Source organism: Alkalihalobacillus sp. TS-13 (assembly GCF_019720915.1).
Lineage (GTDB): Bacteria > Bacillota > Bacilli > Bacillales > Fictibacillaceae > Pseudalkalibacillus.
The window spans coordinates 56684-82619 of record NZ_JAHKSI010000007.1; the positions used below are offsets into that span (position 1 = coordinate 56684).

A 25936-nucleotide genomic window follows, 5' to 3' on the forward strand; every position below is an offset into this window, starting at 1 on the left:
AAAAATACGTATTACTGTCCGTATAAATTCCTTCCTAATGGCGCGAATTACTCAGTGAATATTACAATCTAAAAAGGGCGACCCCTTAGTCCTTATGGTGGGTCACCCTTTTTTTATACCTTCTCTACGCTTTTCAGTTTTGTTTCAGCGAGTTCAATCTGCTTTTTGACTTGTGTTTGTCCCGTCCCGCCTGTACTGTTTCTCGCAGCAACCACGTTTTCGGGTGCTAGGACCTCATAGATATCCTCTTCAAATAACGGACTGAATTCCTGATAAACCTCGAGATTAAGGTCTAAGAGATATTTCTTTTGTTGGATTGCATGGAGGACGATTTGACCGATGATCGCATGAGCCTCACGGAAAGGCAATCCTTTCGTAACGAGGTAGTCAGCCAAATCAGTGGCATTCGAATAGTCTTCAGTCACAGCCTTTCGCATCGCTCCTGTGTTCACCGTCATCGTTTCAATCATCGGTGCCAGAAGCTTCAACGATCCATCCAACGTTTTGACCGTATCGAACATCCCTTCCTTATCTTCCTGCATATCCTTGTTATACGCTAACGGCAAACCTTTCAAGACAGTTAATAATCCCATAAGGTTCCCATACGTACGTCCCGTTTTCGCCCGTAAAAGCTCTGGGACATCAGGGTTCTTTTTTTGCGGCATGATGCTTGAACCGGTACAGAAAGAATCGTCCAACTCAATGAAACCGAACTCCTGACTCGACCAGATCACCATTTCTTCTGAAAGACGCGATATATGCGTCATCATGATTGAAGCGATCGAGAGAAATTCTAATATGAAGTCTCTGTCGCTTACCGCATCCATGCTGTTTGGGTAGATCGAATCGAACTCAAGGATTTCAGCCACTCTCTCCCGATTGATCGAGAACGTCGTACCTGCCAGCGCACCGGCACCGAGCGGAAGGACATTCACTCTTTTCAGACTATCGACTAATCGTTCTTTGTCTCGCTCGAACATCCAGAAGTAAGCCATCAGATGATGGGCGAAAGAAATCGGCTGTGCACGTTGTAAATGTGTATAACCAGGTAAAATGGTATCAACATTCGCTTTAGATTGTACCAAGATCGAGTGTTGGACCTGTTCGACAAGCTGGATGATCTCAGTCGTCTTGGTTTTCAAATATAAATGCATATCAGTTGCTACCTGATCATTCCGGCTGCGCCCTGTATGCAGTTTACCGCCTACAGTTCCGATTTCATCAATCAAGTGCTTCTCGATATTCATATGGATGTCTTCATGTTCAACCGCATATTCAAGCTCTTCATTCTCGATTTTTTTCTTTAATGTTTCCAGCCCGTTTTTGATCGTGTCAGCTTCTTCAAGTGAAATGATCTCACATTCCGCAAGCATCTGGACATGCGCGAGACTACCCTTTATATCCTCTAATGCAAGCTGTTGATCGAATTCAATGGAGGCTGTGAACTCTTCAACAAGCTTATTGGTTTCTTTCGTAAAACGGCCGCCCCAAAGTTTAGCCATACAATTTCTCCTTGCTGACTGCCTTAAGATTCGGCTTCTTATTCACTTCAGCATGTACTTTCGTCGAGAGCCCCCATAATTTGATAAAGCCTACAGCAGCATTGTGATCAAAGAGATCTCCTTCTGAATAGGTCGCTAACTGCTCGTTATATAAGCTATGACTAGATTTACGTGCAACAACTGTTGCGTTACCTTTAAACAGCTTGATTTTGATTGTGCCGCTTACAACCTTTTGTGTTTCATTGATGAAGGCTTCCAATGCAGAGCGTAATGGTGAGTACCAAAGGCCTTCATATACAAGCTTCGCCATCTGTTGCTCCACCTGAGGCTTGAATTGAGTGACCTCGCGAGGCAACGTCAAGAATTCCAGCTCTTTATGTGCATTGATCAACAACAAAGCAGCAGGGTTCTCATACACTTCTCGGGATTTGATTCCGACGAGACGATTCTCAATATGGTCGATTCGACCGTACCCATGTTTTCCACCGATTTCGTTCAATGTTTCGATCAACTCGACGATCGGTGTCTTTTCACCATTTAGAGCGACAGGTACTCCCTCTTCAAAATCGATTTCGAGATATTCAGGCTCATTTGGAGTCATTTCGATTGGATTTGTCCAATCATACGCATTTTCTGGCGCCTCTGCCCATGGATCCTCAAGGACACCCGCTTCACAAGCACGGCCCCAAATATTAGCATCGATTGAAAAAGGATTGTCGAGATTGACCGGGATCGGAATGCCTTTCTCTGCTGCATATTCAATTTCTTCATCACGTGTCATTCCCCATTCACGAACAGGTGCAATGACTTGAAGATCCGGATTTAAAGCCTGGATGGAAACCTCAAATCGTACCTGATCATTCCCTTTTCCAGTGCAGCCGTGTGCAACCGCCACTGCACCTTCCTGTTCAGCGACTTCCACCAAAAGCTTCGAAATTAGGGGACGAGATAATGCTGAGGATAACGGATACTTTCCTTCATACAGGCAATTCGATTTCAATGCAGGCAATAAGTATTCTTTTGCTAAAAGCTCCTTCGCATCGACTACAATCGATTTTATAGCACCTACGCTCAGCGCCTTGTTTTTGATGGTTTCTAAGTCTTTTCCTTCTCCTACGTCTAAACCAAGTGCAATTACATCATAACCGTATTTTTCTTGTATCCATTTGATTGATACAGAAGTATCCAACCCACCTGAATAAGCTAAAACCACTTTCCCTTTGCTCATTAAGCTCCACTCCTTGTTGTGTATTTTTATTTATTTTAATGTATGTTTATTCAAAGTTAATCAATTGATACTAAATTACTTTATTTCTATACGAATGTCAACACATTTTGAAAAAGAAATCGGGAAGAATTTTTAAGGCTGTTTTCGAATAGATTGTTGTTTTAAAATATACTCGCTTTCCGCGGGCAATCTGCAAGCCTCCTCAGCGCGTCCTCGCTTGCGGGGTCTTGCTTAGCTTGCTTTTCCCGCTGGAGTCTCGCATATTTCCTCTGTCAAAAGGTTCAACACATTTCATCTCACATTCCAATAGCAACATACTTTTAGAAAACAGCCATTTTAAAGATATTAGTCGTCAGGTTTCAGAGGATGATGATAGTGGATCGCGGTCCTTCATTCAGTTTTCATTCAATTTGTAGTTAATAAGTAACAATCTTTTAGAAAACAGCTGTCGATTTTACTTTTTTCGGAATTTGTACTAACATAGGGGACCAAATGGACGAACATTTGGTATAAGATATTTCTTTTTGTAAAATCTACCATATGGAAGCAAAATGCTTAACCTTGTTCGAAGAATGTAGAATGAGGGGTTCAAAAGTTACCTCAGCTTTCAATTGAGGAATACAACATTGTTTGAAAGGGGAATTTTCCTTGAAAAAAATCATGTATACAGCTTTAGTCGCCCTGTTTGCATTCGCTTTAGCAGCATGTGGTGGTAATGAAGAGGGTAAAGGTAACGAAAACAAAGAAGGTCAACAAAAGGACAAAGAGAATAAAGAAAAAACAGAACAGATGGAAGAAATGCAGAAAAAGATGGAAGAACAACAGGTTGATGAAAATAAAGTGGTTGCTACTGTCAATGATGAAGAAATCAAAGGAGCAGATTTCAACCGGGCATTAGGCCAAATGCAAATGCAGTATCAACAAATGGGACAAGATCCTACATCTAAAAAAGTTGCAGATCAATTGAAAAAGCAAGTCGTCACTGGTCTTGTGGATTTCGAAGTGATCGTTCAAGAGGCTGAAGCAAAGGGCTATGATGCATCAGAGGATGAAGTAAACAAACAGATCGATCAGATCAAAGGTCAATTTGACGATGACAAGAAATTCAAGGAAGCATTGAAGACCAACAAGCTGAATGAAGAACAATTGAAAGAACAGATCGCAGCACAAATCCAGTATGAGACTTATGTGGAAAAAGAAATTCCGGCTGAAGAGGTCTCTGAGGAAGAATTAAAAAAATATTACGACCAAATGAAAGAAGCTCAAGGAGAACAAGCTCCAAAGTATGAAGAAGTAAAAGATCAACTTAAAAAACAAATGCAAGAGAAACAGAAGCAAGAAAAGGTAGCTCAAAAAGTGAAAGAACTGAAGAAAGATGCGGACATCAATGTAAAAATCTAAGACGTATATAAGGAAAGAAGCAGCCAGCCGGCTGCTTCTTTCTTTTGTTAGTTTAATGTTTTTTTGAGATTAGAAATAAATCGCTTTCCGTAGCCTTTTGTTATTTATTCCTTGAACGATAGAGCAAGTAGATGAAGTATGGTGCACCTAATGCCGCCGTGAAAACACCGGCTGGCACTTCCAATGGGGCGAAGGCGGTTCTTGCAATCAAATCCGCACCCATCACGAGCAGCGCTCCTACTAATGCGGAAGCCGGAATCAATGCTCCGAATGAAGATCCTACAAGCTTTCGTGCAATGTGCGGTGCCATCAAACCGACAAATCCGACGCCCCCCACGAAAGCCACTGCACCGCCAGCCAGCGCTGTACTGAAAAGCAATAGGATTAGGCGGTCCTTTTGTACAACACTTCCAAACCCTCTTGCAAGGTCTTCACCAAGCTCTTGTACGTTCAACCTACGTGCATACATCCAAACAAATAAAAGGAAGATGAGAATCCATGGTGTTAATGTCTTCACCTGATTCCAGTTGGCGCCATTCACACTACCGGTTATCCAGATTTGTGCCTGAGTCGCCAAATACAACGGCCCGAATAGGATCATCATGTTCGTCAGCGCCTGCATCGCTGCTGCAAGACCGATGCCAATCAGTACAAGGCGTACAGGATTGACGCCATTTTTCCATGAAAAAATATAGACAAGGAAACCTAGTAATGTCGCCCCGATAAATGCAGCGACCGGCATCCAGTGGATACTCACAGTCAAAGCGTTGCCTCTTCCGCTGAACACTGTTAAGAACGTGACTGCAGCCAATGAAGCTCCCCCTGTGATCCCTATGATATCAGGGGAAGCAAGCGGATTTCGGATAATCCCTTGTAAAATCGCCCCAGATACGGCTAACGCCATTCCAGCAATCAACGCCAATAAGATCCGCGGCAGCCGGAAAGACTTGATGACAAGTTCATTCATCGAGTCCCCCATCCCGAGTAACGTCTTTACTACATCAACTGGATGGATCTGCATCTGCCCTGTGCCGACACTGATGACCAAAAGCACTAGTGTGAGGACAGTCAGCAACATAATGTATAAGACAGCTTTTTTATCTAGTAAAAAGGACATCCATTTCGTACGTAAGGGGTGGTATTTACTCACAGTCTATTCAACCCCCTTCTTGCGATGTAGATGAAGAATGGCGTACCAATAAGCGCAGTCATAACTCCGACAGGCACTTCCTTCGGCATGATGACATACCGTGCACCAATATCAGCGAGCAAAAGTAATATAGCGCCTAACAATCCGCTGTAAGGAATGATCCATTTGTAATTGATGCCTACAAGCCCTCTTGCAATATGAGGGATAACGATGCCAATGAAACCGATTGGACCTGCTATCGCAACGGCAGAACCCGCAAGCAATACGATGACCACTGCTGCACTGATCTTGACAAGGACCGTATTTTGACCAAGTCCCGCTGCCACATCGTCCCCCATCGAAAGTGTATTCATCTGCCCAGTAATCAACAAGGACCCTATCCAGCCAATGATCAGATACGGCAGCATTGCAGTCAGGATGCCGAGCTTTCGTCCCTCAATGGAACCGGTCAGCCAAAACAGAACTTCCTCCAACGCTTTTTCGTCCAATGCAAGCATGCCCTGCGTCATGGAAGCGAACATCGCTGCCATCGCCGCTCCAGCAAGCGTCAATTTTACAGGTGTGAGTCCGTCCCTTCCTAATGAGCCAAGTAAGTAGACAATTAAGGAAGTGACCATTGCACCGAAGAAAGCGATCCACGCAAATTGATGGATTGATGATATGGAAAAGAACGTGACTGCAAGAACGATGAAAAAACCAGCTCCGGCATTAATACCGAATATACTCGGTGATGCCAATGGATTCCTTGTGATCCCCTGCATCAACGCCCCTGCTATCGCCAGACTTGCGCCGACTGCAGCTCCAATGAGCGCCCGCGGCACACGGCTTTCCTGTATGATGATATGTTCATTAGAGCCATCAAACTGGGTAAATGATTGGATGACCATCCCCCAATTGACGCTAGTATAACCGTAAACGACACTGCACCCGATGAAAAAGACGACTAAGAAGATCCCTGCGAGGAGACCGACCAACTTTTTCACATTCGTATTTAAAAGTTCCCTCATATGTATAAACCTTTCTTTTTATAACGTTTCCTATTTAAGTCTATTCTTGCTGGGCTTAACTGTCAATGATAATCATTATCAATTTCTTATTGACAAGGGGATAAAACAGTTATAAACTACTAATTGTGAATGAGATTCATTATCAATAAAACATTCGGGAGGATATTACATATGCAAAAATTGAAAGGTTTCAGCTTATTTGCACTTATGTTAACATTCGTTGTTGCACTAGCAGCATGCGGAGGCGGATCTGGAGAAGGATCTGAAGAAAAGAAAGACGGAGATAAATCGAAATCTACTATTACCGTAGAACATGCTATGGGAAAAACGAAAGTCCCAGAAAAACCTGAAAGAGTCGTCATCCTTACAAACGAAGGAACAGAAGCCCTACTTTCTATGGGCGTGAAGCCAGTGGGCGCTGTTCAATCTTGGCTTGGTGATCCTTGGTATGACCATATTGCTGACGACATGGAAGGTGTAGAAGTCGTCGGTACAGAAAGTGATATCAACCTTGAAAAGATCGCTTCATTGAATCCTGATCTAATCATCGGAAACAAAATGCGCCAGGAAAAGTTTTATGATCAATTGAACGATATTGCACCAACAGTATTCTCAGAGCAATTACGTGGAGACTGGAAAATCAATTTCAAGCTTTATGCAAAGGCACTGAATAAACAAGAAGAAGGTAAAAAAGTGTTGGCTGATTTCGACCAACGTATTGAAGATATCAAACAAAAGCTTGGCGACAAGGTAAACCAGGAAGTGTCAGTAGTCCGTTTCTTGGCAGGAAATTCACGTATTTATTTTAAGGATTCATTCTCTGGCGTCATCCTGGAGCAAATCGGTTTCCAACGTCCTGAGTCACAAGACAAACCTGATTTTGCAGAAGAAGTGACGAAGGAACGTATTCCGGACATGGAAGGTGACATCCTCTTCTACTTCACCTATGAAACGGGTGATAAAGAAGCGTCAAAAACAGAGGAAGAATGGACGAATGACACACTGTGGAAGAACCTTGATGTCGTAAAAGAAGGCAACGCCCACCGTGTTAGCGACGCAATTTGGAATACTGCCGGCGGTGTAAAAGCAGCGAACCTGACATTGGATGACATTGAAAAACACTTTAAAATCGAAGAGTAATTAGCCTTACTAAGAACGTGCAGCCGAAATGCGGCTGCACGTTTTTTTATTGTTTCGCTCTGTTAATATATTGGCGAAATTACTCCCTTTCCGCGGGTCAAGAAAAGCGGAAGCGATCCGGTTAGGCACGTAGGACACTGGAAAACTGACGAGGAGGCTTTCGCCGCCGCAGGAAGTTTGAAGTGATCCAAGTGACTGGTCGCTAAGCTGGACATCACTTCTTCGCATTCACCTACTTCCGCAAGCCTCCTCGCTCACTTGCACAGGATCTCAACACAAAAATGAAATCATTTTCGTGTTGAGATGAGAATTCTAAGAAGCTTTCCTTATGCTGTCTTCGACGATCACCACACGACGTACTTGTACAGGATGTACTGACTTCGACGTTCACCATAGGATGTGGTGGTATTTAGTCGAAGTTCATTATTATAGTCGAAGATCCTTAATTCCCTGCGGGGTCTTGCCAGGCTCACTTTCCCGCAGGAGGGTCGTAAATTTCGCTCGGAAGAAATTTCTTAAACCAATCAAAATTACCATTAACGCTGAACTCCTTTTTCTGGTACAAATGTAGGAGTTATAAGGGTGCGATACAAATTTAGTTTATCACTAATACTGTAGGGAAATAGGATTACTAACCTACTTAATAGAGGATGGTGGAAACAATGAAGGCTGTAACTTTTCAAGGGAAAGAGAAGATGCAAGTCAAAAAAATAGAAGATCCGACTATCCAAGAGAATACGGATATGATTGTCAGAATAACAGCAAGCGGTATTTGTGGATCTGACCTTCACCTTTATAAAGGCGGAATTGAACCTGAACAAGACTATGTTGTCGGCCATGAGCCAATGGGAATTGTAGAAGAAGTAGGCTCTGAGGTTAAGAGATTGAAAAAGGGAGATCGAGTCGTCATCCCTTTCAATATCGGTTGCGGAGATTGCTTCTTCTGTAATAACCAGATGGAAAGCCAATGTGACAACTCGAACCCTCATGGGGAACCAGGCGGTCTATTCGGTTTTACTGAACTGTTTGGAAATCATCCTGGTGGGCAAGCCGAGTACTTGAGAGTTCCCTATGCAGACTTCACCTCTTTCAAAGTTCCCGAATCAAGTGAACTGGATGATGAAAGTGTATTATTCCTATCCGATGTCATCCCCACCTCCTACTGGAGTGTCGAACATAGTGGTGTAAAAAAGGGAGATACGGTAGTCGTTCTGGGTAGTGGTCCAATCGGGTTGATGACTCAGAAATTCGCCTGGTTGAAAGGCGCAAAAAGAGTTATAGCGGTCGATCAAGTCGATCATCGACTCGAACATGCCCGTAAAACGAACCAAGTCGAAACCTATAACTTTGAAGAACACGAGGAAATCGGCTCTCTCTTGCACGAAAAAACAGAAGGCGGAGCTGATGTTGTCATTGATTGCGTCGGTATGGACGGCACCGTTCCACCTAACAAAGAATTCGGTTCTGATCGGGATAATCAATTTGGAACCATCAGCCCGATTGTGACAGCTTCTGAGTCTGTTAGAAAGTTCGGAACTGTGCAATTGACAGGTGTATACGGTACAGAAGCCAACAACTTCCCGCTAGGTGATTTTTTCAGCAGAAACGTTTCATTGAAGATGGGACAGGCACCCGTCATCCATCTGATGCCAAAATTGTATGAAATGATCGAAGACAAAACCTTCGATCCAACGGATATCATCACTCATAAGATTCCGTTGGAAGACGCGGCCAAAGGCTATGACATTTTTGATAAAAAAGAGGATGAAAATATCAAAGTCGTGTTGCAGCCGTGAATATGATTTGAGTAATAAAGGGGCTGTCCTAAAAAAGTGTGTCAGACACCTCCAACAGAGCATTTTGTATCAAAACCATGATTTTTCTCAAAATGTTGTTAAGTTCGGAGAGACTCAGACACTTTTTGGACAGCCCCCTTTAGTCTTGTGGGTTAATGATTGCCAATACTTGATGATCTTCCCATTTCCCATTGATTTTCACATTTTTTCTGGCTATGCCTTCTTTATGGAAACCAGCTTTCTCCAGCACACGGATTGAACCGATGTTATGTGGCATGACCCCGGCTTCGATCCGATGCAGGTTTAATTCGTCAAATGCATACTTGACAATCAATTTCACCGCTTCTGTCATATACCCTTTGCCATTATGTTCCTGATCGAGGAAATATCCAATAAAAGCACCTTGAAGAGAACCGCGTAGGACTTGGAATAAATCGATTGTTCCGATTAAAGTATCCTCATCATTCTTGTAGACTCCGAAGTGATAACCTAGATCCTTCTCCCTGTTTTCATTGAATTGACGTATTCGTTCCTTTTGCCCCTCTATTGTGTAATAATCTTCACTCCGGCTCATCGAAAATTGTTGGAAGAAATCGCTGTTCCTGACGTTTAAGTCGTGTAGCGCCTCGACTTCTTTTAATGCAATTGGTTTGAGATATACCTTATCCCCTTTAAACATACCTATCCCCCATTTCCGCTTCATTAAGAATTCGAATCCGATTCATCATTTTCAACATAATGTTTGAGCATATTGAGTTTGTTTTCCCAGAACTTTTCATAATAAGCAAGCCAATCCTTTACTTCTTTTAATGGTTCGGGATGTAGCTGATAGATTTTATTCCTTCCTGATTTCCTTCCCATAACCAGGTTTGCTTCTGAAAGAATCCGCAAATGCTTTGAAACCGCTGTACGAGTCATGTCAAAGTGCTCCGTCAATTCGTGGAGAGCCCGATCATTCTGGGAAAGAAGCTTCAATAACTCTCGCCTTGTCGGATCAGCTACTGCTTGAAAGACATCATGTTTAGGAGCTGCTGCCATGGTCCTTTACACCTCAACATATTCTTTAAGTCTCGGAAGTACTGCCTCTCTCCAACCATGATCCATTCGTTCTCTGACATCTGCATGCGTGTCACCGGTTTCTGTAACTTTCGTTTCGTCCCAACCGGCATGGATCAATGTAAACTCTGTTTTCCCTTCTAAATCTTTGAGTTCGAAAGTGACATGCCAATCCTTTCCCCATGAGAAACTGAGGCGATTCGGCGGATTGAGTTCTGTCACTTTACACGGTGAGATTCCATACGGGGAATGCAGGGAAAATTCATGTCCGAGTTCAGCCTTAAAATCGTTTGGCATGAACCACTCGGCGATCCCCTCGGAAGTTGCCACTGCTTCCCAAACCTTTTGGATTGGTGCGTTGAACACAGATGATTGTTTGATTGTCTCTACTGTCATTTCATTTCCTCCTATAAAAGAAACCTTTTGGTTTCATATAAATTATAAGTAACCTTTTGGTTTCATGTCAACCTTCTAGATTGCTTGTTTTTTTACTTAAGGCTTTGTTATACTTTATTGTTGATTTTGGCGAAGTTAACTCCCTTTCCGCGGGCTCAAGAAAAGCGAAAGTGACCCGGTTAGGCACATAGGTCACTGGAAAACTGACGAGGAGGCTGTCGACGACGCAGGAAGTTTGAAGTGATCCAAGTGACTGGTCGCTGAGCTAGACATCACTTCTTTGCATTCACCTACTTCCGCAAGCCTCCTCTCGGAGTACCTTGCTGTGGGGTCTTGCCTGGATTGCTTTTCCTGCAGGAGTGTCGCAAATTTCTCTTCAATCAAACTTAGTCAGAAATCAACAGTATTATTTAACAAAGCCTTATTTTAAAATACAGTTAAAGTAAACAATGAAACTCAAGGAGAGTATCTATGAAACGTATTCTTATCGTGGATGATGAAAAGAAGATTAGAGATGTCATTTCTTCCTATCTCCACAAAGAAGGTTACGTGACGGTAGAAGCCGATTCCGGAAACGAGGCTTTGAAAGTCCTCAAAGCTACACCAATTGATTTTCTCATCCTAGATTTGATGCTTCCAGATCGATCAGGTGAGGAAGTTTGTCGTACCATTCGCCAGGAACATTCCCTACCAATTTTGATGTTGACGGCGAAAGTGAAAGAAGACGATAAAATCCAAGGGTTGTCTATCGGTGCAGATGATTATATGGTTAAACCATTCAGCCCAAGAGAGCTAATCATGCGAGTAAAAACCATCCTTCGACGTGCAAACGACGATCAACTTTTAGCCGAACGAATCTCCTACAATGATGGGAATCTGACAATAGATCAAGCAAATCATACTGTACGTTTCCAAGGGGAAAACCTTTCATTGACCCCGAATGAGTTCAAACTTCTTGTCGTTCTCGCAAAACATCCTGGGCGGATATATACCAGAAATGAACTAATTGAAAAAGTGTTAGGTTTTGATTTTGAAGGGGATACGAGGACCATCGATCAGCATGTCAAAAATCTCCGTTATAAAATTGAAAGAAACCCAAAAGAACCTGCTTATATCACTACTATTTATGGTATTGGGTATAAGTTTACAGGAGGCAGAACGTGATAAAAGGATTGCATGGTCGTTTAGCTATCAGTTTTATTATTGTCACCTCTACTATTCTAGTCATTGCGAGTATCATCATTATGTTTGAGATCCATTACCATTTCGAAATGGCTAAAAGTGAAACGTCAGGCAGTCATAACCTGAACACATATAATCTTCATTTAGAAAAAGCGATGCTCGAATCCATACTTTGGACTTCTATAGGAGCACTCGTCCCTGTTTTTATAGTTAGCTATTTCGTAGCGAAAAGATTAGCTGATCCTTTAATAAAAATGAGGTATGCCGCCGAGCGGATGGCAAAAGGGGACTGGAATACGCGTATTCATATGAAAAATAATGACGAAATAAGTGAGCTTGCAGACTCATTCAATGACCTTGCACGCCAACTTCAAAAACAAGAAACTTTGCGGAAGAACATGACAGCTGATATCGCACATGAGCTCCGTACACCATTAGCCACCTTGAAAAGCCATATGGAAGCCTTCGAGGATGATGTATGGAAGCCGACAAGAGAACGCTTGGGCTCCTGTACGGAGGAAATCGATCGGCTGATCCACCTTGTTGATGATTTAGAACAACTTAATACGATGGAGTCACCTGAGTTCAAATTGAAATTAGAACAAGTGAATATCGATCAGGTCGTCACTCAAAGCATTGAATCTGTCCATAGTGCCTTTTTGCGGAAAAACATCACTTTAGTGAAAGGAAGCATTCATCGTTCCAAGGTCATTATAGATCAGGAAAGAATGATACAAGTGGTAATAAATCTATTAACGAATGCGTTGAAATACACTCCATCTGGCGGAAGGGTCACCGTTACAGTTGAAAAGAAAGACCACTCCATTCTTTTATCTGTTATTGACAACGGAATAGGGATGAGCAAAGAGACCGTTGATAGGGTCTTTGAAAGGTTTTACCGTGAGGATGCTTCAAGAAACCGGAAGTCAGGCGGCAGCGGTATTGGTCTTGCTATTGTAAAGCGCTTGGTCGAAGCACATTCTGGGCAGGTTTGGATTCATAGTAAAAAGAATGTCGGTACGTCCGTATATGTCCAATTGCCTATTTTTAGGCAAGAGGACACAATTTGAGGTTTCTTCACAACTTCTTCATAATCCTCTAGTAAAGTTATCTCACAAATGGAGTTTACGGAGGTTAGAAGATGAAAACGTCGAGTTACTTAAAACTACTTATGATTGTGATGACAGTTATTGCCTTAGCAGCATGTAATGATGCCACTGACAATCACAATGATATGAAACATGAGGAAGAAATGAAAAATAATGAACAACATGACGAGCATGTGTCAGATGAAAAAAATGGCGAGGATACTTCCGGTAAAGGAATGAAGGTCAATGCTCCGACAGACTTTAACGATAATGCGGAAAAGAACCTTCTTGTATTAAACACAAAAAATGTAACAAGATTAAACACGTCTGATCCTGTAGAAATGGCCGTTATGACATCGCAGACCATATGGCCATCTACCCATAAAGAAAATCGACCAGGTGCCGTCATTTTAGCACCCATCAAGGACTGGGCAATATCATTAGCGAGTGCTAACCTTATCCATCATCCAAACGATGGTCCTCTCCTCTTCATCGAGAAAGATAACATCCCAGAAATTACCAGAAATGAAATCGATCGGTTGAATCCAAAAGGGAATATGACTGGAGCAGAAATCATGGTTATGGGAGACGTGGATGATACCGTCTTAAATTCTCTTAAGGGATATGAAGTGAAACATATTGAAGGAGATGAGCCTGCAGTATTCGCAAAAGAAATCGACAAAACCTATGCAGAAATGAATGAAGAATACCCTGAAAGTGTGATTGTAGGATCACTTGAAGATGATGACCGGCTGTTTACAACCCCTGCTGTAAACTGGATTGCACATATGCCAGAACCGTTGTTATATGTTTCAGAGGACGGTGTGCCGGAAGCTACGAAACAAGCACTGGAAAAAAGAAAAGGGAAAGCGAATATCTACTTGTTAGGTCCGGAATCGATCATTTCAAAAAACACTGAAGAAGTGTTATCTGAATACGGAAAAGTAACTAGGATTAGCGGAGAAACACCTATTGAAAATTCTATCGCTTTTGCACAATTCAAGGATAAAAGCACCAAATTCGGCTGGGGATTGACGGACCCTGGGCACGGTGTATCTTTCATTTCATCCTCCGCACCTGACCTAGCACTTGCGGGAGCTCCATTTGCCCATCTAGGCAAGCACGCACCAATGGTCTGGTTGGAGAATGGCCAATTAAATCAGACGCATTATGAATTCTTTTCTGATATCAAACCGACTTTCAAAGACAACCCGACAAATGGACCGTATAATCATGCTTTTTTGTTAGGAAATAAGGAGGCTATCTCTTATAAGGTTCAGGGAATCATCGATGATAAGCTCGAGATTGTCAAAGAGGGCGGAGGCGAACATGGTGGCCACTAGCTAGAAAAGGACTGTCCTAAAAAAGTGTCAGACACCTCAATACAACATTTTGTATTGAAACTGCGATTTTTTTCAAAAAGTTCGGAGAGAGTCAGACACTTTTGGGACAGCCCGTTTTTTATTTCACAGGTAGATGCAGGATGAACTTTGAATCCACACCTTTATAAGGAAGGAAAAGCTCAAACCCGAAGTTGTCGATTTGCTTTAAACCCTGGTTCTGAATCCATTCATGCAGATAAGGATACGGATCAAAGTTATCAGTTGTTGGATCAAATCGAAGAGTCGCGTATTTCCTTGCTGGAATGACCTTCGAAATCATTTCCTCGGGAATGTTGTCGAAGTGGCTCACTTCCACCGCAGCTATCCAGGTAAATTCTTCGGTATCTGGGTTCCAATTCGGTGGATCGACAAACAAACCATAGGATACCGGTTCATTAATACGATTCTTAATCTTATGGATGTGGTTTTCATAGAAATCATGCACCATTGCAGGGATCTTCTCGTGACGTTCCGCCATGGTTGTTGAACATGACATACCGACCAACTTAAATTCAGGTAGGTCCAAGATTTCAATCGCGGAAACTTTTGTTTCGATACCTTCACTCATATTATCAACTCCTGTAACCAATAGTTTACACCCAAACCATTTCTACAAGGAGCACCCATTTCCTTCCTGTGCCTGGCACCGTTTCAAAACCCTTGAGCCGCAAGACATTGCAAACGGTGCCAGGCACCGACTGAGAACCCTTGGGGCAGAAGGGTCGAATTGTCGTGCCTGGCACCTAGATCATAGTAGTGAAGTTGCGGAGAAGAAGCTTTTGAAGTACAGTGCTCGAGATTTATGGAAATATTGTAACTCTGCGTATTTATAGTATGCTGTGGAATTCCCTGCATAAGCTATCTTATGACGTTCATAATGTTCGGCTAATGCTGCATGCTTTAAGAACTGCTGTTGAGCTTCTTGAACTGATTTTGGCTGTTGGGATTGCATTTGGCGATAATGATCCATTTTCCGGTCCCCCTGTGACATATTGTTTCATTTTATGAATAATAGGGTTGAATGGTATCAAAAATCCTAAGAAAGCAAAAAAAAAGAAGCAGGCGAGTTGCCGTGCTCCTTCTATCGTGGGTTTAAGAATGTTTGTTTATATTCGGGTTTTCTTCTCGGACCATCATTTGGTTTAAGTAGGATTTTGTTAGATTTTCTGGGATTGGATGTATAGGTTGTTTTGTTGGGCTTATGGTCCAACGACTTTACAACTTGCATTTTTATCCCTCCCTAACATGACATGTAATTTAGTACATACCCTTTATCCATTCTATTAAAACCTCTTTTTCGACTTTTTCGAAAATTTATGAGGATTTTTTTAACACGAACTTCACGACACTCTAGCGGGAAAGGCGAGCCAGGCGAGACCCCGCAGTGAATAAGGATCTTCGACTAACAGCCACCACCTCATGTGGTGAACGTCGAAGCCAGCATAAGGAAATCTACTAAGAATTTTCATCGCAGACACGAAAATGATTTCATTTTTGTGTTGAGATCCTGTATAAGTGAGCGAGGAGGTTTGCAGAAGAAGGTGAATGCAAAGAAGTGATGTCTAGCTCAGCGACCAGTCACTTGGATCACTTCAAGTTTCCTGCGGCAGCGACACATTGATTGACATCTTATGTGTGAGCCCACGCAGAACCAAGTCTTTGTTTGGTTCGAGCCTCCTCGTCAGTTTTCCAGTGACCTACGTGACTAAACGGTCGCTTCAGCTTTTCTTGAGCCCGCGGAAAGGGGAGTGAATTCTGTAAGAAAAGGAAGAATAACAGAATTTTTTATTAACTTAAGTCGTGATATGGACGTTTTCAATGAAGTTCTTAATTTCTTCTATTTCAGCTACAGAATATAAATCTGCTCTTCCTTCTATTTCTTTGACAAAAAATTCATAGAGCGGTTCGATCTGATCAAAGACAAGAGGAACAACATTTGATGAGTAGTTTATAAGATTCATATTATTGTCGATGTAGAGGATCGGTGTCATTTGAATAGTCCCATAATGCTCTTCGAGTAACTCGTTAATGGTCTTATAACCGATCATCACTTGTTTGGTTGGTTCATCAATCGAACGCACCTTCAACTCAGAAGGCTGGCTCTCACTATTCGAATAGATAATCGTTTTTTCAGTTTCCTTATCCTCTGAGGGATAAAGATTTTCATGGAGAAACGGGAACTCCCTAGCTTTCTCTTTCGAAATTCCATATAGGATTTTCCCTTTCCAATTTTTCGTATTGATAAGGTAAATTCCTGTCTTCATCACAATCAGGTGATCGATTTTTGTCGACTGCACCTCTCGATCAGCTGTTTTATATGGAATGAACACATTGGCCATCATCAACATCTGCAACGAGTCGATTTTTCCATTCGAAACAAGTTTTTTCTTAAGGTCAGTCAATATTTTATGCGTGTGGATTTCACTCGAGCTTCGAGAGAATTTTTCAACACTATGGATGTATTCCTTAAAGTCACTGATCTTCATCTCATAACTTTCCTTGACATTCTCAACCTCTGATTCCTTCTCTTTTTTTAAATTATCTTTTATCTCTGCAATGCTGGCAGTCGCTTTCATTTGATATTCTTCCATCATTTCGTCGTAATCCCTATGTTTCTTCTTCACAAACAGTAATAATCCAATTACGACACAAATCAAAACGAGAATGATAGCAATAAAGAAAATAGTCTCCATTTAAACCTCTCCATTTGTCTTTTTATTATAAACTTCGAGAATACCTTTAAAGCTTAGTTCGTATCCATTCATATTAATGAATTTACATAGCATCCATGTGAAAAACCAATAAAGAAAACCTGGTAAAGCCAAGCCTTAGGCGATGGCTGGACTTTAGTTGAACTTATATTGAAGAATGTATATTATACTTTCTTTCAATGTAAAAAAGCCCCTCCCTGAAAATGGTTGAGACCTTTGTCCTTTGTCAAAATGACATGTTTTATAGCGATTTTCATTACCATGCTGGTGGGTTCGTTTAATAATCAATACTAAGGCTTTCTATTACATTTTTTATCTTTTCTAATTCAAACTCTGAATGAAGCTTATTTCCTTCTTTTAATTGTTTCAAAAAGAATTGATAAAGTTTTGGTTTATCGTCAAACACATAAGGGGATTTAGAGTGTGAATAATTAACAAAATTGTTTTCATGATGATCAAAATAAAGGATAGGTATAGTTGAAAAATGACCTAGTTGTTTTTCAAGCAATTGATTGAGAGCAGCAGCTCCTGTCATAACATGCTTTTTCGGATCATCAACTGGGATCACATTTAATCCATTTATATTCTCCCTTTCTTTCCTAAGTACAATGGTTTTTTCACTCTGAACTTCCTCGAATGGAAAAAGATTATCGAGAATGAGTGAGAATTCTTTTGCTTTTCCTTTTGTTACACCATACAATACATCCCCAGTAAATTCATTTGTATCAATGATGTAAACTCCGGTCCTCATTATTACAATATGATCGATTTTTACAGGGTATATTTCTCCGCTAGTTGTCTTATTTGGCAAAAAAACATTAGACAAGATTTTCATTTGCGCAGATTTGATTACATAATCAGCAACCAATTCTCTCTTAATTTCGGTCAATATATTATGTGTATTCGCTTCACTTGTCGTTCTAGAGAGCTTTTCTATGGTGTGAACATATTTCTTATATTCTTTTATTTTGCTTTCATAACTTTCCTTGATCTTATCTGCCACCTTTTCTTTCTCTTGCAAAAGATCATTTTCAACTTTAGTAAGACTTGCGACTGCTTCTGTTTGAAACTCATCAATCATTTCATCATAATCTACATGTTTTTTCTTAATAAACACGAGCAGCCCGAAGATAATACACATCAGTACTAGAATTACTCCAAGAAAAATTAGCGTATCCATAGCAAAACCCTTCCCCTATTGATTTCTTTTATAGATTTCGTGGTCTCCTTGTTTGATTAGGTTCGTCTTAAGGAGATTGGTTTGTATTTACATGGAAGCATTTTGATAAAGATGGATCTTGAGGAAGCCAAGACAAAAAGAGGGGATGATCCCCCCTTTACTGGGTTATAAATCAAGTTCCAAATGCTCCTGCAGATCATCAGTAACTTTTCGAAGCTTTTTCTTATCAGGTATATAATAATAGGTACCTTTTATTTTTTTGTCCGCTCCGTCCATTTTGTGCTGCTCTATATTTTCACGAGCACCTTTATAATTCGATTGGACCTTCCACATATCATTGAATGTCATATTCGTTTTGACATTATGTTCGACAATTTTTACGATTTCACCGAATTTCGTTACAGAAGATATATTCGCTCCTTTATCAATTACTGCTTCAATCACTTGACGTTGACGGATTTGCCGGCCGAAGTCACCACGTGGATCTTGCTTCCTCATCCGTGCATATATCAACGCTTCTTCACCGGTCAAACTTAATTGGCCTTTTGGAAAATGCATCTTTTTATAGGTGAAAGTTGAATGATTAGTATTGAAATCTAAGTCATTATCAACTTCGATGCCACCAACTGCATCAACGATTTGTACAAAGCTTTTCATATTGACCTTCACATAATAATCCACCGGAACATCTAAGAGATTTTCAACAGAGGCAATCGTCATCGCTGCCCCTCCAACATGATAAGCGGAGTTGATTTTATCTTCAGCACCTTTTACCTTGGTGTAGGTATCACGCGGGATACTTACCATGTGCGTTGATTTAGAATGAGGATTTATGGTCAATAGTATCAACGAATCCGATCGCCCTCGCTTTTCACCAGCTGCTTTGTCGATCCCCATAACGAGTATGGAAATCGGATCACCTTTCTTGAGATTGATCTGTTCATGGTGTTCTTCGAATTTGGGATTTCTTTCGATATCGATATCTTCATGTATACTTGATGAAGTAGACGTCAGGAATTGCCATGCAAAACTTCCTGCTCCCAAAATCACTACAGTACTGAACGTTAATATAAATAGAATCATTTTCTTAAACATTAATTCTCTCACCCGCTAAAAAACTCATGCTGCATGCCTAGAGTCAGTATGATAATTCCGCCCTGTCCGCTTAACTTTGTTCCACTTTCTGTTAAAGAAATAAGATATACTACCATACATTACAAAATACATCGTTACAAAACGATAAACAAAAATATCAAAAATAAGCGCCGATATTAAACGGAAACTATCTTTCCATTCAAATGAAAACCCGTAATGTCTTCCAATCGCAATGGCTACCAGATCGTATACTAAACCAAAGACAAAGAGCCAAAATAAATAAAAAAACACGTAGTTCAAATAAGCGTTTTGAGGATCGTGTAACATGTTCATAATCATTATGCCTGTCATTACGAAAGAAGCAAGGGTTCCAACCAGGAACGTTTCGAAAATATAAAAGAAAGATACGGCTCTAGTAAATAACGTCTTTCTAAAGAATGAATGGAAATGAACAACGCAATCGATATATGCTTTTTGCCAACGTAAACGTTGCTTGGTCAAATCTCTCCATGTCTCGGGTAATTCAGTATAACCGACTGCATCTGCTATAAAACTGATCCTCAAATTTTTATGCTTCGCCATATATCTATGGATCCGCAGGGTGATGTCAATGTCTTCACCTATAGTTTTTCGATAACCGCCTACGTCTACTAAAACCTGCTTTCTAAAAATACCAAACGCTCCTGATATGACTGCCAATGCTTTAAAACGGACAAGGGAAAGTTTTGAGATATAGAATGCTTTTAAGAAATCCAAAACCTGGACACGTACCAGCATATTTGCAAAACGTAAAGACAAGCGGTGCAATGGTTTATCCGTTTTCGTCTGTAAAACGTGGACCATCCCGCCTGCTGCAACTACACCCTCATCCTTCATCACATCATTGACAGCAGATAATGCATTATCGGCCAGAATCGTATCTGCATCTAATGTAATGATGACATTGTTACTGGCATATTCTATTCCTGCATTCAAGGCATCAGCTTTTCCGCCATTCAGCTTGTCGATTACATAGATATTAGGGTACAGTTCTGACTGATAAGTTCCATCGACCCTCTCATGAGAGAGCTTACTAATTGAAGTCATCGGGCACGGTTTCAACTGTAGGAATTCTTTCATATTTGCACTTGTATCGTCTGTTGAACCGTCATTAATGTAAATGACTTCAAAGTGAGAATAAGATAATTCTTTCATACTCTCTATTGAAGTCTTTAGAATTCCTGTTTCGTTGTAGCAGGGAACCAATATACTTATTCCCTTTTCATCTTCATATCCATGTTCAATCATCCATTTTTTCAGCTTAGGATCTCGTTGGACCCTTTCGTTATGTTCACGAAACCAGGGTAAACAATGATATAAATGTAAAATCGGAAAGGTTACACTTAATAAGAAAAATAATGCGATAATTATTTCCAAAAAAGACACTCCTTAAGGCAAAAACACAAATAGAAACTATTCTATCCTAATAATAGTTCCTAAAAGAATGAATATTTTCGTGGGTAATTTGTCGAAAGAATGCGAAACACCTATACCAAACAAACACTTTCATAGTAAAAACGTATTAAATAATAACTTAAAAATGGAAAGATAACTTTCGAGAGGTTCTTTGAAGATAAGGTCGTATTAAATATTAAAAACCCAATCCGTCGCTTGGATTGGGGACTTTTACATGAGGTTTTCAAATTTTATCAAAATGGATGATTAGAGACAAAACAATAAACCCGAGGACAATCTTAATGGCACCATAAATAGGAAAATAAATTTTGATACCATAATCAGGAATTGAAAAAATCGTATTTGCTACAATGTTCTTCTTGATGCTCTCAATATTGCAATCCTCATCTAAAGCTCGCGCACGCAGCTGAACCTTTTCTTTCCATCTGTGAAGCCAATGCGGTAGATAATAAGGAGCTGCAAGAAGGAGAGTGCCCATCAACCAATAATAAATAACCAAACATAAAATCATTCAACATCACCTTGTACTAGACATCAAAATAGTTTCGTCTATAGGATGGTCGATATGATTAAGACATATTCAGTTTCAATTTTTCATAAAGAAAACTTGGCTAATAACTTTTTGAAAAAAGTACTTAAACTAAACTGCCCAATTCTTCAGTAAGAACAAGTGATCACCTTATGCAGTAATCGCCCCCCTTTAACGGAACAATGGGCACACTCCAATATTCTTGAATTGCGCCCGATTCATGAATAAGCTACTACATAATTTTAGCGAACTTCACTTACCTCGAAACTCTATAAATTAAATACATGTGATTTCTACACGTATTGCGTACACTTAGTTGTCTATAGATATGGATTTATTAACTTCCTCATTCTGTACACGAGATTTTCTTTGATACTGCAGGACGGTAAGGCCTAACGAGATCCCCCAAACTAAGAACAATGAATACCAAATGTAACCCCAAATTATAGGGTGTATATTTGAATCTTGATAAGTAAATTGTGGGGAAGATATCACACGACCAATTTCTATAAAAAACCTTAGATAAAAAAAACCGAGACCCCAAAATGTCAACCCGATTGATGAAATCCACCCGAGTATGAGTAGCATTATACGGGGAATTCTTCGACCCCATGGTTGTATAAAAGAAAGTGCAAAGAGTGATGCAAGAACCGCTAAGAAACCCATTGTCCAAAATCCAATAGCTATAGACCAAATGTTTTCGTGGAATGATTTAAAGTCGCCTGGGAAGGCTACAGATATTCCCATACCCCACCAAAGATGTGGTGCGGCGTATAAGAGTGCCGAAATACATGCCACATAACCCCAAGTTGATTTCGTATATACTTGTTGTGCCATCTTCTTTTGAAACATCAATAGATCCACTCCTTATACACCAATTTATTCCACTTTACCATAACTGAGAAAGAATTAACCTCTTTTTCAATTAAATGCCCTTTACATACAGAAAAGCACTTTCCTTGCTAAAGAAAAGCACCCATATCTTGAATAAAAGATATTGAGAGCAACTACTGTATCTATTATTGCCCACGTTTACGTAGTAAACTATTTGGATTGGCTTAGGGTTTCTCTTGCTTTGGGGACATCTTTATTAAATACTTTAATCTTATGAACAACAGGATCCGCAAAATGTATTGTGGTTTTATCTCCTGTTTCCACTTTATAATCAATAATACCCATAGATTCAAGCTTTTCTTTAGCTTTTAGAAGTTCGCCAGCATTAGGGGTGATAAACACAACAGTCATTATTGAAGAAAATAAGTTCTTAACTAACTTGAAAAGATTCACCAATACTCCCCCCTAATCTTTGTAACTTCCAATCAATATCTTTATTTAATTTAACTTCCCAATTCTTCAGTAAGAGAAAAGCGATCACCTTATGCAGCAATTGCCCCCTTAAATGGAACAATGAGTGCAACCCAATTTACTTGGATTGCACCCGTATTAAGCAAATAAATATTAATTAGTTTGAAACATTCAGATTTATCCTTTTATTGTCCTTCCCCAAAGTCTAAGGTTCTTCCTGTTTCCACCAAAGACTTTATGTTATTCAAAATCATCCACCAGGCCTTGTCGCTGTTCTCGTAATGAGGATCACCTTCTTTCCACTGGTCATGGATAAGGGTCAATTTCGTGCATGAACCAACAGGCTCCAGGTAATAAGAAATTCTTGACTCAAATTTCTGATCATCTTTCATATATGCATTTCCGGTATAGTGTGTAAATCGAAGGACCTGGTTCGGATCATATTCCAATACATTTCCGTATACATGCACCGTCTCATCCCCGTCCACTCCAGGACCAACATATTCCAAGGAATCGCCCTCTTGAAATGTAGATCTGATGACGCTCCCATAAAAAATTTGTTTTGTACCCTCAGGAGAGACCAATGTCTTCCAAACTTGCTCTGGTGTACCTGCGATATAAAATTGATACTTCAAATCCTTCATCATTTTTTTGCCTCCTATAAATTCTATTCCCTACATGTACATCATAAAAAAACTTCACTGACAAATACGGTCAGTGAAGTTAAGTATTTTGGTAATGACTGAATAATTCAAAACTGATCGTTGCCAATTTTTCCTGTAATAAATTTGGTTCCAAAATAGTAATGGATTTACCATAGGGAAGGAGAAAGTAAGGTATCAAGGTGTTTATAGACTCTAAATCGACCTTGAAATGAGCTTGGTTATTAGAACGTTCTATTAGTGCATGACCAAACATCCAATGCTGACACAAGTCATCGAGCACATGTGTCATGCCTTGAATTTTGACGGAAATAAGTTTGTCAAGTTGATTTGAATCAGGCAAAAGACCTTTCAGGAAAAAAGAACGTGCTGAAAATCCTAAAGGTCTCTCAAATGTGTTATCAGTTCTGGATAATGCCTTTATACGATTGATTCGAAAACTTCGAACTTCTTGACGCAGATGGCAATATGCGACTGTGTACCATTTACCTTTCCAATATACAATCCCATAAGGATCAATATAGCGCGATAGTGGTTCAGTTTCTCCACCTTTATGATAATCAATAAATAACGTAGAACTTTCGGCAACAGAAATTTCTAAATCTTGGAGGGTAGATTTCAATGATGGTTCGACAGGAGGATGGATGAATTCAAACCCTTCTGAATGGCGTTTGATATGATCCAATTGTTCCTCGTTTGTATACATTTTCAGCTTAGAAACAGCTTCATCCAATGCTTCACTAAAGGGATACCCCGCATCTATGGCAAAATTCGCAGCATGAATAAGCGCTTTCTGTTCATCCAGATTAAAAAACAGTGGCGCTTTTGTAAAGTTATCAAGCAAACGATACCCACCATTATGTCCGGCATCTGAAATGATTGGTACGCCACTTGCACACAGCGTATCAATATAGCGGTAAACCGTACGTATACTGATCTCTAGTTCCTCTGCCAGCTCCTTGGCAGTCATTTGTTTTCTCGTATTAAGGAGCCATAGTATAGAAAGCATGTTAACCATTTTTGACATTCTGTGGTATTCCTTTCTCGAGGACTCAAGATAAGTATTCTGGCATTAAAGTATATACTTATTGAAAATTCTTTTTACTCACCTTTTTTGAAGAACTACATCATTAATTATCCTGCGTTATCCAACATTATTATTCTAGAAATCTTTTCCGATTCCATTCTTACCTGAAATAATCAAGTTACTCAAGGCTTGTCCCACTACACTACTAAATTTAACTCTATGCCCTGAGAACCCTGCTGTAATCGCAACGTTGGAATACTTAGGATGTAGATCAATAATAAATTTATCATCAGGGGTTTTACCATACCTTAATTGACAAATATCAGATATAAAGATCACTATATCGATCTTCAGCTCTCGCCCCCTTTTCTTGAAGATGAACTTGTATTTCAATCACTAGCAATGTTTTTTTGCTTTGTAAAAAAGGACATTAAAATTAAGTCAAAATACTTGTCCGAATCAACCTTAATAGCTGCTAATTTTCGACCTTCTTCAATAAAACCTGCCTTTTCATATAAAGAAACAGCATTTGTATTAATAGCAAAAACTTCAAGTGAAACCTTCTCAATTAAAGAGTTCTCCCTCGCCCAATTAATTAATTCCGTTAACAAAGCTTTACCAATTCCTTGATTTCTAAAATCAGTGGCGACACTCATACCAAAACTCCCTTGATGCTGTATCTTCTTTTTGTTTCCGTTATGGAAATCTAAAAAGCCTATAATTTCTCCCTGGTATTCAGCTAAAATTGCAAGCTTTCCTTCATCATTTAACATCTGCTTTAAGAAGTCTTTTTGCTGGTCGATTGTTACCTTAAATTCTTCCTCAGTAGTCAATAAATACGGTGAATTGCTAATAATCTCTTTATTAAATTTAAGTACCTCGTCAGCATCTTCAGGAAAAACTGTTCTGACCTGTATGGTTTCACCGTTTTTAATTTTATATCGTTTTAATTCAATTCGACTCACTAATAGCCGCCCCCTGAGCAGTTGTTTTATGTCATAATTGCCCCCTTGTATGGAACAAGTTTATACAGCGGTTACTACTTATTATCTTCTGCTAAATGGTAAGGAACTTCGTAACCATCGCAACTTATCATAGAATATTTTTTTCCTTCAGCTAAAATTTCCTTACATTTGAATTTCTTCATTTCCTTGCTTCCGTAGTCATCTCTTGTGCTATCACTAGAAACTTCAAGATTATCCCCATCAAATGTTATATTTGTTAAGATTGGGGCTCCTTCTTTTGTGTAAGTAACCACACGAATACTATCCTTCTGCCCTGCTTCTGTATTTTGTATAAATTCTTTTAATCTTGATTCGTTTTTTATATCATCAAAAAGTCTGCTTACAATATCAGTATCAGATGGAGTGAATTCTTTTGAATTAGCTGCATTTGAATGAGTACAACCAACAATAAATAAAAACAGTATACAAACAATTATAATACTTAATTTCTTTATCATTAACTACCCTCTTAAGTCCTGTTATTATTTCAAACTAAACGGTTATTCAAGAATCCTCCCTCTATAAAGAAAGGGTAATCTTTGGATTTCTTTAGATTTCTTAAGTTTTTATAGTGGTTCATTATTAATAGTGGTTTGAATCATGGGATTAAGTTGTATTAATGGACAATTTTGGAGTTTGA

General features: G+C 39.9%; 26 protein-coding genes. 6 read left to right on the forward strand and 20 right to left on the reverse strand.

Annotated features, from left to right (window positions below; genetic code table 11):
- Positions 1-113: 113 nt before the first annotated feature.
- Together argH and KOL94_RS23275 are read right to left on the reverse strand one after the other, a co-directional pair.
- Entirely contained in the window at positions 114-1502 is a 1389-nt protein-coding gene (gene argH, locus KOL94_RS23270; protein ID WP_221569056.1) for an argininosuccinate lyase, read from the reverse strand.
- Positions 1495-2730, reverse strand: a complete 1236-nt coding sequence (locus tag KOL94_RS23275) for an argininosuccinate synthase (protein ID WP_221569057.1) — start codon at positions 2728-2730, stop codon at positions 1495-1497. The genes argH and KOL94_RS23275 overlap by 8 nt, the downstream gene beginning before the upstream one ends.
- A 648-nt stretch (positions 2731-3378) precedes the next feature.
- On the opposite strand from KOL94_RS23275, the gene KOL94_RS23280 reads away from it, so the two are divergent.
- Positions 3379-4131, forward strand: a complete 753-nt coding sequence (locus tag KOL94_RS23280; protein ID WP_221569058.1) for a SurA N-terminal domain-containing protein — start codon at positions 3379-3381, stop codon at positions 4129-4131.
- Positions 4132-4231: 100 nt separating this feature from the next.
- Here KOL94_RS23280 and KOL94_RS23285 read toward each other — a convergent pair whose 3' ends face one another.
- Both KOL94_RS23285 and KOL94_RS23290 read right to left on the reverse strand, forming a co-directional pair.
- Positions 4232-5281 (reverse strand): FecCD family ABC transporter permease, encoded by a 1050-nt coding sequence (locus KOL94_RS23285; protein ID WP_311775223.1) that lies wholly within the window; start codon positions 5279-5281, stop codon positions 4232-4234.
- Positions 5278-6288, reverse strand: coding sequence for a FecCD family ABC transporter permease (locus KOL94_RS23290; RefSeq protein ID WP_221569059.1), 1011 nt, complete (start codon positions 6286-6288; stop codon positions 5278-5280). The genes KOL94_RS23285 and KOL94_RS23290 overlap by 4 nt, the downstream gene beginning before the upstream one ends.
- Positions 6289-6459: 171 nt before the next feature.
- On the opposite strand from KOL94_RS23290, the gene KOL94_RS23295 reads away from it, so the two are divergent.
- Entirely contained in the window at positions 6460-7428 is a 969-nt protein-coding gene (locus tag KOL94_RS23295; protein ID WP_221569060.1) for an ABC transporter substrate-binding protein, read from the forward strand.
- Positions 7429-8090: 662 nt separating this feature from the next.
- Positions 8091-9224, forward strand: coding sequence for a zinc-dependent alcohol dehydrogenase (locus KOL94_RS23300; protein ID WP_221569061.1), 1134 nt, complete (start codon positions 8091-8093; stop codon positions 9222-9224).
- Positions 9225-9363: 139 nt separating this feature from the next.
- On the opposite strand, the gene KOL94_RS23305 is transcribed toward KOL94_RS23300, so the two are convergent.
- The 3 genes from KOL94_RS23305 to KOL94_RS23315 are packed head-to-tail and all read right to left on the reverse strand — an operon-like array spanning position 9364 to position 10676.
- The gene (locus KOL94_RS23305) at positions 9364-9903 is read right to left on the reverse strand and encodes a GNAT family N-acetyltransferase (protein WP_221569085.1); all 540 of its coding nucleotides are present in this window, start codon (positions 9901-9903) and stop codon (positions 9364-9366) included.
- A 23-nt stretch (positions 9904-9926) separates the two neighbouring features.
- On the reverse strand, positions 9927-10262 hold the full coding sequence (locus KOL94_RS23310; protein WP_221569062.1) for an ArsR/SmtB family transcription factor: 336 nt from the start codon (positions 10260-10262) through the stop codon (positions 9927-9929).
- A gap of 6 nt (positions 10263-10268) precedes the next feature.
- The gene (locus KOL94_RS23315) at positions 10269-10676 is read right to left on the reverse strand and encodes an SRPBCC family protein (protein ID WP_221569063.1); all 408 of its coding nucleotides are present in this window, start codon (positions 10674-10676) and stop codon (positions 10269-10271) included.
- Positions 10677-11147: 471 nt separating this feature from the next.
- Between KOL94_RS23315 and KOL94_RS23320 the strand changes: the two genes are divergently transcribed.
- The 3 genes from KOL94_RS23320 (at position 11148) to KOL94_RS23330 (ending at position 14289) form a co-directional block, all read left to right on the forward strand.
- Entirely contained in the window at positions 11148-11840 is a 693-nt protein-coding gene (locus KOL94_RS23320; RefSeq protein WP_221569064.1) for a response regulator transcription factor, read from the forward strand.
- Complete coding sequence (locus KOL94_RS23325; RefSeq protein ID WP_221569065.1) at positions 11837-12928, forward strand: sensor histidine kinase; 1092 nt, start codon at positions 11837-11839, stop codon at positions 12926-12928. Before KOL94_RS23320 ends, KOL94_RS23325 begins: the two co-directional genes overlap by 4 nt.
- A 71-nt stretch (positions 12929-12999) precedes the next feature.
- Positions 13000-14289, forward strand: coding sequence for a cell wall-binding repeat-containing protein (locus KOL94_RS23330; protein WP_221569066.1), 1290 nt, complete (start codon positions 13000-13002; stop codon positions 14287-14289).
- 118 nt (positions 14290-14407) lie between these two features.
- Here KOL94_RS23330 and KOL94_RS23335 read toward each other — a convergent pair whose 3' ends face one another.
- The 13 genes from KOL94_RS23335 to KOL94_RS23395 all read right to left on the reverse strand — a co-directional run bounded on the left by KOL94_RS23335 (position 14408) and on the right by KOL94_RS23395 (position 25754).
- The gene (locus tag KOL94_RS23335) at positions 14408-14896 is read right to left on the reverse strand and encodes a GyrI-like domain-containing protein (protein WP_221569067.1); all 489 of its coding nucleotides are present in this window, start codon (positions 14894-14896) and stop codon (positions 14408-14410) included.
- 180 nt (positions 14897-15076) lie between these two features.
- A complete protein-coding gene (locus KOL94_RS23340; protein WP_221569068.1) occupies positions 15077-15298 on the reverse strand; it encodes a hypothetical protein in 222 nt (73 codons plus the stop codon).
- Positions 15299-16121: 823 nt separating this feature from the next.
- On the reverse strand, positions 16122-17021 hold the full coding sequence (locus KOL94_RS23345; protein WP_221569069.1) for a nuclease-related domain-containing protein: 900 nt from the start codon (positions 17019-17021) through the stop codon (positions 16122-16124).
- Positions 17022-17316: 295 nt separating this feature from the next.
- Entirely contained in the window at positions 17317-18156 is an 840-nt protein-coding gene (locus tag KOL94_RS23350; RefSeq protein WP_221569070.1) for a nuclease-related domain-containing protein, read from the reverse strand.
- Between the two features lie 228 nt (positions 18157-18384).
- On the reverse strand, positions 18385-19314 hold the full coding sequence (locus KOL94_RS23355) for an LCP family glycopolymer transferase (protein WP_221569071.1): 930 nt from the start codon (positions 19312-19314) through the stop codon (positions 18385-18387).
- Between the two features lie 24 nt (positions 19315-19338).
- A complete protein-coding gene (locus KOL94_RS23360; RefSeq protein WP_221569072.1) occupies positions 19339-20730 on the reverse strand; it encodes a glycosyltransferase family 2 protein in 1392 nt (463 codons plus the stop codon).
- Positions 20731-20992: 262 nt separating this feature from the next.
- Positions 20993-21280 (reverse strand): hypothetical protein, encoded by a 288-nt coding sequence (locus tag KOL94_RS23365; RefSeq protein ID WP_221569073.1) that lies wholly within the window; start codon positions 21278-21280, stop codon positions 20993-20995.
- 330 nt (positions 21281-21610) lie between these two features.
- Entirely contained in the window at positions 21611-22150 is a 540-nt protein-coding gene (locus KOL94_RS23370) for a DUF3995 domain-containing protein (protein WP_221569074.1), read from the reverse strand.
- Between the two features lie 192 nt (positions 22151-22342).
- Positions 22343-22585: a hypothetical protein gene (locus KOL94_RS23375; RefSeq protein ID WP_221569075.1), complete on the reverse strand. Its 243-nt coding sequence runs from the start codon at positions 22583-22585 to the stop codon at positions 22343-22345.
- A 203-nt stretch (positions 22586-22788) separates the two neighbouring features.
- Positions 22789-23247 carry an SRPBCC family protein gene (locus KOL94_RS23380; protein ID WP_221569086.1) on the reverse strand — a complete coding sequence of 153 codons (459 nt, stop codon included), beginning with the start codon at positions 23245-23247 and terminating at the stop codon, positions 22789-22791.
- Between the two features lie 79 nt (positions 23248-23326).
- Positions 23327-24292, reverse strand: a complete 966-nt coding sequence (locus KOL94_RS23385; protein ID WP_221569076.1) for a helix-turn-helix transcriptional regulator — start codon at positions 24290-24292, stop codon at positions 23327-23329.
- 389 nt (positions 24293-24681) lie between these two features.
- Positions 24682-25257, reverse strand: a complete 576-nt coding sequence (locus KOL94_RS23390; protein ID WP_221569077.1) for a GNAT family N-acetyltransferase — start codon at positions 25255-25257, stop codon at positions 24682-24684.
- A 74-nt stretch (positions 25258-25331) separates the two neighbouring features.
- Positions 25332-25754, reverse strand: coding sequence for a DUF4362 domain-containing protein (locus KOL94_RS23395; RefSeq protein WP_221569078.1), 423 nt, complete (start codon positions 25752-25754; stop codon positions 25332-25334).
- Positions 25755-25936 lie beyond the last annotated feature (182 nt).